Genomic DNA, 12740 nt, shown 5'->3' with positions numbered 1-12740 from the left:
CTGCTCCTGTACGCGCTGCCGGGCATGATGTCGGTGGCAGGACGCCAGGACAAGCGCGACACGGCCATCGCCACCCACGCGTTCCGCGGTGCCGCCCGCGCGGCCGTAGTCGCGAAGGCGCGACACCCGCGACCAGGGCAGCGTCGTCGCCTCGTCGCGTCGATCGCTCGGCCTGGCATCGGCTTGGGCCGCGCGGTGTTCCTGCGTCGAGGCGATGCCCGGACGCGCTGCCGCGCGCTGGCGGCTTCCGCCGTTCATGCCCCGCGCCGGGATGGCGACATCCCGGTCCGCCGGCCGTCGCCATCCGCCGATGAGGCATGCCGGGGCTGTCTGCGCGGGCGATGCCGGAGGATGCCGATCCCCGGCCGGATCAGCCGGTCAGCTCGAACGCGCAGTCGAAACCGCCGAAGATCATCCGCTTGCCGTCGAAGGGCATGGGGTTGGCAACCGGATCCATGCGCGGATCCTCCATCATCCTGTTCACGCCGGCGTCGCGGGTGGCCTTGTCGGGCCATTCGACCCAGGAGAACACCACCGTTTCGTCCGCGCCGGCCTGCACGGCCCGTGCGAAGTCGGTGACCTTGCCCGCGGGGACGTCGTCGCCCCAGGCTTCGACCACCCGGGTGGCGCCGTATTCGAGGAAGATGGGGTCGAAGCGACGGGCATGGTCGAGGAAGGCGGCCTTGTTGGCGGTGGGCACGGCAATGACGAAACCATCGATATAGGACATGGAATTCTCCTGAGTTGTCCGCGAGCGGCTGCCGCCGGGCGGGCCCGGGCGATCGCGCCCGCTGCAGTACGACGACGAAGCGGCGGGTCCGCTTTCGACATCCGGCCGGCCGGCGCCGCGCGTCGCGGTGCGGGTTCATCGCCCGTTCTGCTGCAGGGCGGGACCCGTCCTACACTGGCACGCCCCCCTGCAGCCGCGCGCACTGCCGCGCAGCCGGCTGCACCGCACGCGGACGTCACTCATGTACAAGCGTTGCCTCCTGCTGATTCTGGCGAGCCTGGCCCTGCTCGGCTGCCGCCCGCAGGACGAGGCGCAGGCCGCCGCGACCGTCGAGGTCGCCAGTCCCGAGGAGGGCGGGGCGGTGAGCACCGCGCCGGTGCAGGTGGAAGTGGAGCCGGCCGCGGAGACGGAGCCGGTCGAACCCGTGCCCGATGAGCCCGAAGCCGTGGACTGGGCTCCGCTCGACCTCGCGCCGGGGCAGGCTTCGGTGAGCTGCGAACTGGACTACGTGCGCGAGGGCGACGGCGCGCCGCTGCAGGCCTTCGACCATGAATCGGTCACCGCTGCGCTTGGCGAGTGCGCTGAGCGCGGCGTGTTGCGGCTGCGCTACGTGGGCAAGATCAATGGCGCCTTCGCTTCGATGATGCAGCGGATCACCCAGGTCGCCGACGAACTGGAAATCGGCAAGCGTGTGCTGGACATCGACTCCAGCGGCGGCATGGTCGAGGACGCCATCCGTGCCGGCGACCGCATCGCCGAGTCGCGCTGGACGGTCTGGGTGCGCGAGGATGCGGTCTGCCACAGCGCCTGCGTGTTCATCCTCGCCGCCGGCGACATGCGCATGGTGAGCGGCCGGATCGGCATCCACCGCATCATCCGCATGAGCTCCACCGCCTCCACCCGCATCGAGCTCAACCGCGAGCTGCGCGTGGTCTACGACCGGGTGCGCGACTATCTCGAACGCAACGGTGCCGCGACCGCGGTGGCGGACATGATGATGGCCGTCCCCAACCGCAACCTGCGCCTGCTGACCGGCGAGGAACTGGGCCTGTACGGGTTGGATGGAATCAACCCGGCCCAGGACGACCTCGACCGGCTGCGGCTGATGCGCAAGTGCGGCGAGGATTTCGTCGCCCGCCGCGACGCCTTCGTGCGCGCCTTCGACGCACGCTGCAAGTCGCCCAATACCGACCTGGAGATGCTCAACACCTGCGGCCTGGACCTGCGCAAGGACTACGGCTTCCCGGACGGCACCTGTCCTGCGGAGAGCCCCCTGTCCGAGTTCGACGCGCTGCTGGTGGCCGACAAGCCCGAGCACATGGGGCGGCGCGTGCTGGCCCCGGTGGGCACGGACGAGCAGGGCGGTCGGGCGCAGCGGGACGAATCCTCGCAGCGCGACGGCGCCAGCGGCGACGCCGGCTGAGGTCGCGGCCCGCGCGCGCCGGTCGCGCGGGCCGGCTCAGGCGCCCACGGGCTGCGCTGGGGCCTCGTCGCCGCTGTCGATGAAACCGCCGGACTGACGCGCCCACAGCTGCGCATACAGCCCGCCGGCGGCGACCAGCTGCCCATGCACGCCCTGTTCGACGATCGCGCCCTGGTCCATGACCACCAGCCGGTCCATCGCGGCGATGGTGGACAGGCGATGGGCGATGGCGATCACCGTCTTGCCCTCCATCAGCCGGTAGAGGTTCTCCTGGATCACCGCCTCGACCTCGGAATCGAGGGCCGAGGTGGCCTCGTCCAGCACCAGGATCGGCGCGTTCTTGAGCAGCACGCGCGCGATCGCGATGCGCTGGCGCTGGCCACCCGACAGCTTGACGCCGCGTTCGCCGACGTGGGCGTCGTAGCCGCGCCGGCCGTCGCTGTCGCTCAGCTCCAGGATGAACTCGTGCGCGCGGGCCTGGCGGGCGGCCTCGATCATTTCCTCGTCGCTGGCGTCGGGCCTGCCGTAGAGGATGTTGTCGCGCACCGAACGATGCAGCAGCGAAGTGTCCTGGGTGACCACGCCGATCTGTGCGCGCAGCGAATCCTGCTGCACGCTGGCGATGTCGGTGCCATCGACCAGGATGCGTCCGCTCTCGCAGTCGTGGAACCGCAGCAGCAGGTTGACCAGGGTGGACTTGCCCGCGCCGGAGCGCCCGACCACGCCGATCTTCTCGCCGGGCCGCACGTGCAGGTCGAGGTGGTCGATCACGCCGCCGGCCTTGCCGTAGTGGAAGCCGACCCCCTCGAAGCGGATGTCGCCGCGCACCCATGGCAGCGCCGGCGCACCCGGCGCGTCGTCGACCGTGGGCGGCAGCGAGATCGAACCGATCCCGTCGTGCACGGTGCCGATGTTCTCGAACAGCGCCGACAGCTCCCACATGATCCATTGCGACATGCCGAGGATGCGCAGCACCAGGGCCACCGTCACCGCGATGGCGCCGGCGCCTACCGCGCCCTGGTGCCACAGCCACAGGCCCAGGGCCACGGTGCCGAACAGCAGCGCCATGTTCATCGCGTACAGCAGGCTGTAGACGTGGGTGGCCAGGCGCATCTGCGGATAGACGGTGCGCAGGAACCCGTCCATCGCCTCGTGGGCGTAGGCCTGCTCGCGCTGCGAGTGCGAGAACAGCTTGACCGTTGCGATGTTGGTATAGCTGTCGACGATGCGGCCGGTCATCGCCGAGCGCGCGTCGGCCTGCGCGCGAGAGATCCTCTCCATGCGCGGCACGAAGTGCTTCATCAGCAGCGCATAGGCGGCGATCCAGGCCGCGAAGGGCAGCATCAGGCGCCAGTCTGCGGCGGCGGCCACGGCCAGGGTGCCGACGAAGAACACGAGCACGTAGTTGCCGATGTCCAGCAGCTTGATCACCGTTTCGCGTACCGCCAGCGAGGTCTGCATCAGCTTGGTGGCGATGCGCCCGGCGAACTCGTCCTGGAAATAGCCCATGGACTGGCGCAGCAGGTAGCGGTGCACGTTCCAGCGGATCCGCATCGGAAAGTTGCCGAGCAGGGTCTGGTGCTGGACCAGCGCGTTGAGCAGGACCGTCGCCGGAAGCGCCAGCAGCACCAGCACGCCCATCCACAGCAGGCGCGAGCCTTCCTCGGCGAGGAACGTATCCGGCGTGGTGCTGCCGAGGCGGTCGACCAGTGAACCGACGTAGGCATACAGCGCCAGCTCGGCGACCGCGATGCCGGCCGTGGTCAGCGCCATCAGCAGCAGCCAGCCTTCGGTGCCGCGCGTGTAGTGCCGGCAGAAGGCATACAGCGAACGCGGCGGCTGTGCGGGGGCGTCGGACGGAAACGGATCCAGGCGCGATTCGAACCAGCGATACATGGCGTGCCGGGGAAACAGGGGGTCGGCGATTGTCGCCGATCGCGCGTGGCGACGGCGGCCCCGCCGCGCATGCGCGGCAAGACCTGGGCGATCGCGGTCGCCCGCGGCCCGCAGAAGACCGGGCCCGCTCAGGACCCCGCACGGACACGGCCGGTCGCGGCTGGAGGCAGCGGGTCAGCGGCCGCCGCCACCCCCACCGCCGCCGCCGCCGCCGGAGAAGCCACCGCCACCACCGCCCGAGGAACTGCCGGGCGGCGAGGACGAGGACGCGATCTGCGCGGCCAGACTGCCGCCGACCGCCTTGGTGAAACTGCCGATGTCGCCGATCGAACCGGTGCCGTTGCTGCCGTGGTACCAGCCGATGGACGCGGTCGCAGCGGCCGCGGCCGCCGCCCCCACCGCGAGCGTGAACTTGCGTGTCCAGGCGTCCTCGACGTCGAGTGCGACCGCGTAGGGCAGCAGTGCCTCGAAGCGGGTGGCGTCGAGCGCGGGCTCGGCGGCGTCCGGCCCGTCCGGCGACGGCCCCTGCAGGCGCTGCAGGTCCTGCTTCTCGGCCACGCCCAGGTAGCGGCGCAGGCCCTCGATATGGTCCAGCACGCGGCGGCCGTCCTGGGTCGGTGCGCGCACGAGGAAGGCGAACGCGATCACCGTCGCCAGCATCGCCAGCATCGGCACCGCGGCGAACAGCAGCCCGCCGCCGGTGGCCGCGGCCAGCGCGATGGCCGCGCCGCAGAACAGCACCATCAGCAGCAGCGCCACCAGGCTGCTGCCGCTGTTGTTGTGGAACATCGTGCCGCGATAGCGGCGGTCCAGTGCCTTGCGATGCTCGCTGGTGGCGCTCTGCAGCAGCGTGGCATTGTCCTTGTCCAGGTCCACCGCGGCATGGCTTGCGAACAGCCGCATCAGCGCGGCCTCGTCGCCGGCAGGCGCCGGACCTGACCGTTCCAGCCGCCAGTGATCGCTGAGCAGTCCCTTGTCGCGCTCGATCCGCACCGCGCCCGCCACCGCCAGCGCCAGGACGTCGGCCGAGAAGCAGCGGGTGTCGTAGCCCATGCGTCGGATGAAGCGCAGGCCGGCAGGGCTGATGCCCTCGGGCGGGTGGTAGCGCGCGATCACCACGCCCGCGGGCGGATCGCGCCCCACCTGGTGCCAGCGCAGCCCGCAATAGCCCGCCACCACCAGCAGGCCGAGCAGGGCGACCAGCAGTGGGCTGTTGTCGCGCAGCAGCCAGCCCAGGCGCTGCGCCTGGCCGGGCTGGGCGACCACCCCCTTCGGGAACGAGAGCCGGACGGTGAAGCCTTCGCCCGGCGGCAGGGGCGCGGTCAGGCGCCAGCGCACCAGGCCCGGCGCCGGAATGGACGCCACGTGGCGCTGGCTGCGCTCGCCTTGCGCGCCGGCCCAGCCATCCAGGGACATCCGGGATGCCGGCACCGGCTGCGGCAGGCGCACCTCGACGCGGCCGGCGTCGATCGGGAATTCCCAGCCGCCGCCGATCGCGTTCCAGTACAGCTCGTCGTGGTCGTCGAAGAAGCCGAGCTGCCGGGTGGTGCGGTAGCGCAGGCTGTAGTCGTAGGTCGCCGGCACCGGCAGCAGTGCGTCGCTGCCGGTGTTCACGCGCACGCCGTTGCCGCGACGTTCGGTGAACCAGGGCTCCGGCCGGCCGTTGCGCAGCACCTCGAGGACCTCGAAGCCGACCAGCATCCGGTTGCCGTGGCGGTCGCGATAGCGGGTGGGGAAGTCGCGATACAGACCACGGCGGATGCGGTCGCCCTCCGCGCGCACCCGGATGCGCTCGGTCACCTCGAGGCTGCCGTCGGGATTCACCAGCACATCGATGTCGTACGCCGAGATCCGCTCGGCCGCGCGCAGCGGCAGCGCGCAGGCGGCCAGCAGCAGGCAGGCGCAGGCGAGCCGGAACAGGCCGCTCACGGCAGCCGCACCGGGACCGGCGCGCGCTGTGCGTCGCTAGCCTCGAAGAACTCTTCATGGCCGAAGCCGGCCAGCCGCGCCACCAGCAGGTCGGGCACGCGCTGGGTGGCGTCGTTATAGTCGCGAACCGCGCCGTTGTAGTAGCGGCGCGCGTACTGCAGGTGTTCCTCGACCTCGACCAGGTCGCGCTGCAGCTGTGCGAAGTTGTCGCTCGCCTTCAGTTCGGGATAAGCCTCGCGCAGGGCCAGCAGGCGGCCGATCGCCTGCTCCAGCGCATCCTCCGCTTCGGCCAGGCGCGGCCGGCTGGGGGCGGACATGGCCTGGGCGCGCAGCGCGGTGGCCGTCTCCATCACGGTACGCTCGTGGCCGGCATAGGCCTGCACCGCGGCCACCAGCTGCGGCACCAGATCGTGGCGACGCAGCAGTTGCACGTCGATGTCGGCCCAGGCGGTGCGCACCTGGTTGCGCAGCCGCACCAGCCGGTTGAACGCCAGCATCGCCCAGCCCAGGGCGACGAGGGACAGACACAGCGGCAGCAGGATCGACAGAGGCATCGTGCGGATTCCGGAGGGCTGGAAGGGCAGGTGCTGGACGTGCTCGGCTGCCGCGGTGTGACAGGGTAGCGGAGCAGGCAGCCCGGGCGGGGTGATCGGAGCGGCACCGGGCTGGCGTACACTCGGCCGCCCGACCCGATGCAAGGCCGATCGCCCATGAATAGACTGCGCCTGTTTTCGACCGTCGCTGCACTCGCCCTGTGCGGCACTACCCTGGCCCAGCAGCCCGCGCCGCAGGCGGCCCAGGCCGCGCAGCCCGCCCCGGGGCAGCAGCCGGCGATGGAGCAACTGACGCCCGAGCAGCGCGCGGCGCTGACCAAGCAGGATGCCGACATGACCCAGGCCGCCCTGGCGGTGCTGCAACTGGTGGACGGCAACCGCATCGGCGAGGTCTGGGACGGTGCGTCGGCGGCGATGAAGCAGGCGGTCCCGCGCGACGAGTTCATCAAGCAGGTGACCATCGACCGCAACCGCCTGGGCGCCGTGGGCGCGCGCGCCACGCCCGAGGTCAGCCGCTCGCTGTTCCGCCCCGGCCAGCAGGTGCCGGAGGGCCTCTACATCAACGTGCGCCTGGCCACGACCTTCGCCAGCAACCCGCAGCCCGTGCGCGAGCTGGTGTCGTTCCGCCTCGACGAAGATCGGGTCTGGCGCGTCTCCGGCTACAGCCTGCGCTGAGCCGCGCCGGCGGGCGCCTCTCCGCGAGGGGCGGCGCATCGCCGGATCAGGGCGGGTCGGTGCCGGCGGATGCCGCCGTCGACCCCGCCGGCTCGCGCGGTGCCGGCAACACCTGGCCGGCGACAAGCGCGAAACGCCCGGCATCGTCCAGCCGGTAGCGGGCGCGATAGCCCGGCCCGGGCGCGGCGCCGTGGCCGGTATCCTCGTGGATGGCGAACGTCCGCGCCGTCTCGATGTCGTAATCGCGGCGGTACAGCATCCCGATCGCGCCCACCAGCAACTGGTCGACCAGGGCGCCGTCCGCACGGCGGGTGCTGAACAGGATGTCGATATGCGCCGGCTCGAGTTCGGTTCCGGTCCCGGCGCGCAGCAGCCAGACGTCGACGGTCGGGGTCGACCCGATGCGGAACAGGCGCAGCTGCGATGGCGCGATGCCGCGCAGATCCAGGGTGCCGCCCTCTTCGTGCTCGGCGAAGACGCGGCCGTAGGCGCGGTCGAACGCCAGCGGCGATTTCAGCGTGCGCGTCCCGAACAGCGAGAGCACGCACTGCGCCACCGCCTCGCTGGTGCCGGGATCCGGGTGCGCGAATGCGAGGCCTTCCCGAAGCGGCAATTGCAGCGAGACCAGCGCGGCCGGCAGGCAGCTGAGCCGGGGCGGGGCCTGGTCGACCGCGGCCTCGGCCGCGCCATGGGCCAGGTCGGCCTCGGGGCGCGAAGGCGGGTCGCTGCATGCCGCGAGCAGGCAGGCGATCAGCAGGCTGGTGGCGGGCGCGGCCGTGATGAAGGAGCGGCGCGCGCGCGTGCGGGGGACTGCAGGCATGACATGTCGCGTCGGGCTGTCGTTCCAGCGCCGATGATACGCGCTGGTGGCGAGGTCGCACCCGCAGGCCGTCGCGCCCGAATTCCGCCAGTTCGTCGGGCAGGCGCCGACTGCGGCGGATGCCGTCGCATCGCGGCTGGCCGGACTATTCGACGATGCCCTTGGCCTCGGAGGTGCCGAGCATCTCGGGGTGGTCGATCCGGCGCGCCGGATGCAGCAGCGGATGCGCGAACACCGCCGCCAGCAATACCGCCACTCCCGCGTAGAACATCGGCGTCAGCTGGTGCTGCTCGCCCAGCAGCAGCATGGCCAGCACGATGGCGTAGACCGGTTCGAGATTGACCGCCATCTGTGCGGAGAACGCGCTGATGTGGCGCAGCGCCACCAGCGACAGCGCGAACGGGAGCAGGGTGCAGGCGCCGGCGAGCAGCAGCAGCCAGATCGCGTCGCTGGCCGAGGGCAGCTCCAGCAGCGGCCCGGCGAACGCCGGAAAGACCAGCGGCATCAGCGGTGCGAGCAGGGTCAGCGCGAGGGTGCCCGCGCCCAGCTCGATGGCGGTGACCGTCAGCGGATCGGCGTGATCGACCAGGCGCTTGTTGAGCGAGCCGAACATCGCCACGAACAGCGCCGACAGCGCACCGACGAGTATCCCCGTGCGCATGTCGGCCGAGACGCCGCCCGCCACCAGGGCCACGCCCGGCAGCACCAGCACGCCCAGCGCGAGTTCGCGCCATGAGAAGCGGCGCCGCGCGAGCTTGGGTTCGATCAGCGCCACGAAGACCGGCGCCAGCGCCATGCACGTGGCCGCGACCGAGGCGTTGGCCAGCTTGATGGCCCCGTAGAAGGTCAGCCAGTGCAGCGCGACCAGCACGCCGATCCCCGCGTACGCCAGCAGCAGGCGCCGGGGCAGGGCGCGCAGCCCGCGCCATACGCGCGGCACCAGCGCCAGGGCCAGCACCACCAGGCCCATGCGCCACCACACCAGCGGCAGCGCCGGCAGGGTGATCAGCTTGCCGAGGATCGCGGTGAAGCCCCACAGCAGCACGCACAGGTGGATCTGCCAGTGGGCCTTGGCGGTGGGACTCATGCGGATGCGGAAATCGACGGGGTGCTCAGGATGCCTGCGCCGCATGGAATCGTCACGGGCGGGCCGCGCCCGGCTTTTGGCGGCTGCACGCGGCGCGATGACGCCCGTGTGTTCAGTCCACCGGTTGCGCCACCAGCCAGTCGATCACCCGCCGCACCGCAGCGCGCGGTCGCCGGTGCGCGGGATGGGCGATGTAGTAGGCGTAGCGGCCGGGCATCGGTTCGCCCGGCAGGCGCAGCAGCTGGCCGCTCGCCAGCCAGGGGGCGACGATGCGTTCGCGCGCAAGCGCGGCGCCCAGTCCGAGCGCGGCCGCGCGCAGCATGTCGGTCGAATCGCTGAACACGAACTGCTCGTCCAGGCGGGTGCTGCGCACGCCATTGGCGCGGAACCAGTCCTGCCAACCCTGGTGACTGAGGTCGGCCACCAGCGGCAGGCGCAGGATCGCGGCCGGCGAGGCGACCTCGCCCAGGCCCGGCAGCGTGGGCGCCGCGACCGGGAACAGGGTTTCGTCCATCAGGTGGATCGCGGCCAGGCCCGGCCAGCGGCCTGGGCCGTGGCGGATGGCCAGGTCGGGGCCGACATCGTCCAGGCGGGTCAGCGCGATCTCGGTGTCCACCCGCAGCCGCAGGTCCGGATGCGCGCGGGCGAACGCGGGCAGTCTCGGGATCAGCCAGGTGTACGCGAACGAGTGCAGGGTGGTGATGCGCACCGTGCGCGCGTCGTCGCGGCTGCGCAGGTCCTGCATGGCCCCGTCGAGGTCGTGGATCGCGTTGCTGGCGACGTCGGCCAGGTGCCGGCCTTCCGCGGTCAGGGACACCCCGCGCGCATGGCGCTGGAACAGCGCGACTCCCATGCGCGCCTCCAGCTTGCGCACGTGATGGCTGACCGCGCTCGCGGTGAGGTGCAGCTCCTCGGCGGCATGCGCGAAGTTCTGGTGACGGCCCGCGGATTCGAAAGCCACGAGGGCGGGCAGCAGGTCGGAACGCAGGGTCATGCGAGCCACAAATCCCGTTTGTGCCTTGGCCAAAAAGTATGCGCTTGTGCGCGCATGGCGGACAAGCACAATGCCTCGCTCCACCCAGCGAGATTGCCGCCATGTCCAGCCAGGACGTCACCGCCGCGACGGCACCGGGCGCGGAATCGGCATGGCTCACGCCACTGGAGCTGTGCGTGCTGGGCGCGATCTGGGGCGCCTCGTTCCTGTTCATGCGCGTGGCCGCGCCCGACTTCGGCGCCGCGCCCCTGGTCGAGGTGCGGCTGGGGCTTGGCGCACTGGTGCTGCTGCCGTTCCTGTGGCGCGCGCGCGGACAGTTTCCCTTGCGGCTGTGGCCGAAGCTGGCCCTGATCGGCGCGATCAACTCCGCCGTGCCCTTCCTGCTGTTCGCCTGGGCGGCGCAACGTGCGCCGGCCGGCATCGGCGCGATCGCCAATGCCATGACGGTGCTGTTCACCGCGCTGATGGGCTTCCTGTTCTTCGGCGAGCGCATCGGCACGCGTCGTGCGGTGGCGCTGCTGGCCGGGTTCGCCGGTGTGGTGGTACTGGCCAGCGGCAAGGTCGCCGGGATGAGCGTGGGCGCCGCTGCGCTGGCCGGCGCGCTGGCCTCGCTGCTGTACGGCCTGGGCATCAACCTGGTGCGTCGCCACCTCACCGGATTGCCGCCGGCAGCGGTCGCCTCGGCGACGCTGGGTGCCGCCGCGCTGCTGACCCTCCCGATCGCGATCGCGACCTGGCCGACGCAGCCGGTGCCGCTGGCCTCGTGGCTGTCGGCGGGCATGCTCGGGGTGCTGTGCACGGGCATCGCCTTCGTCATGTATTACCGGCTGATCGCGCGCATCGGCGCCAGCCGCGCCTCCACCGTGACCTACCTGGTGCCGCTGTTCGGCGTGGGCTGGGCCTGGTGGCTGCTCGGCGAGCCGCTGACCTGGACCATGGCGCTGGCCGGCGCCCTGATCCTGGGCAGCGTGGCCTTCAGCCAGGGCGTACGGCGATGAGCCAGAAGCGCGCGCTGTTCGACTTCGCTCTCGAGTTCAGCAACGGCGGCGGCCTGCAGGGCCAGGGCTTCCGCCTCGACATCGAGGGCGACACGATCGACGAGCAGGCCCTGGCCGCGCGCCTGGTCGAGGACATGCGCCTGCTGATGGCCGGACCGGTGCGCATCTGGAACCTGTCGATCATCGAGGAAGCGCACAAGCGCGGGGCGTGACCCCGTCCGGCAGCGGCGTTGCCGGCGGGCAGCCAGGCAGCATCGGTGCGCAGGCGCTTGTTTGGATGTGGCCGGCCCGGGACAATCCCGGATCCCTGCCGCATCCGGTGAACCGCCATGATCCGCGCCCTCGTGATCGCGCTGTTGATCCTGAGCCCCATGCACCTGCGGGCCGAAGTGCTGGCGATCGTCAATGCGCGGATCATCGCCGCGCCCGATGCCGACCCCGTCGAACGCGGCACCCTGCTGCTGCGCGACGGCCGGATCGAGGCGGTGGGCGCGACGGTCGAGGTGCCGGAGAATGCGCGAGTGGTCGACGCAGCCGGAGCCACCGCCGTTTCCGGTTACTGGAACAGCCACGTGCACCTGATCGCGCCGCCGCTGTCGGAAGCCGCCACCCGACCGGCCGCCGAGCTCACGCGGGTCCTGGCGGACCAGTACCTGCGCTGGGGTTTCACCACGGTCTTCGACCTGGCCTCCATGCCCGGCAACGCGTTCGCGCTGCGCGATCGCATCCAGGCGGGCGAGGTGGACGGGCCGGCGATCCTCACCACCGGCGCGCCTTTCTATCCGGAGGGCGGTACGCCGATCTACGTGCTGGAGTTCGAAGGCCTGGGTGGGGCCGCCCGCGCCGGCGAGGTCGCCACGCCCGAGGCGGCCACCGAGCGGGCGCGCCGGCAGCTGGACCAGGGCGCGGACGGGCTGAAGATCTTCGCCGGCGCCATCGTCGGTGGCGAGACGGGCGTGCTGCCGATGCGGGCGGACATCGGCCGCGCCGTATCGGAGCCCGCGCGGCGGGCCGGCAAGCCGGTCTTCGCCCACCCCACAAACCTCGAAGGATTGCGCGCGGCGCTGGACGGCGGCGCGAACGTCCTCACCCATCCGGCGCCGCAGGCCGGTCCATGGACGCCGGCCTTGCTGCGCGAACTGCTGGAACGTGGCATCGCGCTGATTCCGACGCTCAAGCTCTTCGATCTGGAACTCGACAAGGAGGGCCTGCCGGCGGCGGTGAAGGCGCAGGTCATCGGCCTCGGCCAGCGGCAGGTGGCGGACTACGTGGCCGCAGGCGGGACCGTGCTGTTCGGTACCGATTCGGGCTACATCGACTGGTACGACACCCGCGACGAACTGCGGTTGATGGGCGAGGCAGGACTGGACTGGCGCCAGGTGCTGGCCAGCCTGACCACGGCACCGGCGCAGCGCTTCGGCGACGGGTCCCGGCAGGGCAGGCTTGCGCCCGGCTACGTGGCGAACGTGGTGCTGCTGGACGCGGATCCGCGTGCCGATGTCACCGGCTTCGCCGAGGTGCGTGCGGTCTACCGCAACGGCCGCCGCGTCTATCCGGCGGCGGACGCGCCCGACTGATCCGCGTCGGACATTCGAGAGCGAAGCGCGTCGCGGATGGCCGCAGTCGTCCGTCCC

Annotated in this window: 11 protein-coding genes and 1 pseudogene; 5 read left to right on the top strand and 7 right to left on the bottom strand. The window is 71.6% G+C overall.

From position 1 onward, the window contains the following. Positions 1–370: 370 nt before the first annotated feature. Positions 371–730: a DUF1428 domain-containing protein gene (locus ACQYVW_RS03275; protein ID WP_434936090.1), complete on the bottom strand. Its 360-nt coding sequence runs from the start codon at positions 728–730 to the stop codon at positions 371–373. A 241-nt stretch (positions 731–971) separates the two neighbouring features. Here ACQYVW_RS03275 and ACQYVW_RS03270 point away from each other — a divergent pair. Next, a pseudogene (locus ACQYVW_RS03270) lies at positions 972–2250 on the top strand (hypothetical protein). On the opposite strand, the gene ACQYVW_RS03265 reads toward ACQYVW_RS03270, so the two are convergent. The 3 genes from ACQYVW_RS03265 to ACQYVW_RS03255 all read right to left on the bottom strand — a co-directional run bounded on the left by ACQYVW_RS03265 (position 2190) and on the right by ACQYVW_RS03255 (position 6532). Then, positions 2190–4049, bottom strand: coding sequence for an ABC transporter ATP-binding protein (locus ACQYVW_RS03265; RefSeq protein ID WP_434946036.1), 1860 nt, complete (start codon positions 4047–4049; stop codon positions 2190–2192). The pseudogene ACQYVW_RS03270 and the gene ACQYVW_RS03265 overlap by 61 nt on opposite strands. A 174-nt stretch (positions 4050–4223) precedes the next feature. Further along, positions 4224–5978: a DUF2207 domain-containing protein gene (locus tag ACQYVW_RS03260; RefSeq protein ID WP_434946035.1), complete on the bottom strand. Its 1755-nt coding sequence runs from the start codon at positions 5976–5978 to the stop codon at positions 4224–4226. Continuing rightward, a complete protein-coding gene (locus ACQYVW_RS03255) occupies positions 5975–6532 on the bottom strand; it encodes a LemA family protein (protein ID WP_434946034.1) in 558 nt (185 codons plus the stop codon). The genes ACQYVW_RS03260 and ACQYVW_RS03255 overlap by 4 nt, the downstream gene beginning before the upstream one ends. 156 nt (positions 6533–6688) lie before the next feature. Here ACQYVW_RS03255 and ACQYVW_RS03250 point away from each other — a divergent pair, with 156 nt between their 5' ends. After that, entirely contained in the window at positions 6689–7207 is a 519-nt protein-coding gene (locus ACQYVW_RS03250; protein ID WP_434946033.1) for a DUF4019 domain-containing protein, read from the top strand. Between the two features lie 46 nt (positions 7208–7253). Here the strand turns inward: ACQYVW_RS03250 and ACQYVW_RS03245 are convergent, their stop codons facing one another. The 3 genes from ACQYVW_RS03245 to ACQYVW_RS03235 all read right to left on the bottom strand — a co-directional run bounded on the left by ACQYVW_RS03245 (position 7254) and on the right by ACQYVW_RS03235 (position 10108). After that, positions 7254–8027, bottom strand: coding sequence for a hypothetical protein (locus ACQYVW_RS03245; RefSeq protein WP_434946032.1), 774 nt, complete (start codon positions 8025–8027; stop codon positions 7254–7256). A gap of 145 nt (positions 8028–8172) precedes the next feature. Next, positions 8173–9114, bottom strand: coding sequence for a DMT family transporter (locus tag ACQYVW_RS03240; RefSeq protein ID WP_434946031.1), 942 nt, complete (start codon positions 9112–9114; stop codon positions 8173–8175). A 112-nt stretch (positions 9115–9226) separates the two neighbouring features. Further along, entirely contained in the window at positions 9227–10108 is an 882-nt protein-coding gene (locus tag ACQYVW_RS03235; RefSeq protein WP_434946030.1) for a LysR substrate-binding domain-containing protein, read from the bottom strand. 101 nt (positions 10109–10209) lie between these two features. Between ACQYVW_RS03235 and ACQYVW_RS03230 the strand changes: the two genes are divergently transcribed. The 3 genes from ACQYVW_RS03230 to ACQYVW_RS03220 all read left to right on the top strand — a co-directional run bounded on the left by ACQYVW_RS03230 (position 10210) and on the right by ACQYVW_RS03220 (position 12683). Next, positions 10210–11106 (top strand): DMT family transporter, encoded by an 897-nt coding sequence (locus ACQYVW_RS03230; protein WP_434946029.1) that lies wholly within the window; start codon positions 10210–10212, stop codon positions 11104–11106. Continuing rightward, complete coding sequence (locus ACQYVW_RS03225; RefSeq protein ID WP_434946028.1) at positions 11103–11318, top strand: cyclase; 216 nt, start codon at positions 11103–11105, stop codon at positions 11316–11318. The genes ACQYVW_RS03230 and ACQYVW_RS03225 overlap by 4 nt, the downstream gene beginning before the upstream one ends. A 117-nt stretch (positions 11319–11435) precedes the next feature. Next, positions 11436–12683, top strand: coding sequence for an amidohydrolase family protein (locus tag ACQYVW_RS03220; protein ID WP_434946027.1), 1248 nt, complete (start codon positions 11436–11438; stop codon positions 12681–12683). Positions 12684–12740 lie beyond the last annotated feature (57 nt).

The sequence above is a fragment of the Luteimonas campi genome, assembly GCF_051162505.1.
Taxonomy (GTDB): Bacteria; Pseudomonadota; Gammaproteobacteria; order Xanthomonadales; family Xanthomonadaceae; genus Luteimonas.
Note: the sequence above shows the minus strand (reverse complement) of the source record. Positions and strands in the feature narration are given on the sequence as shown.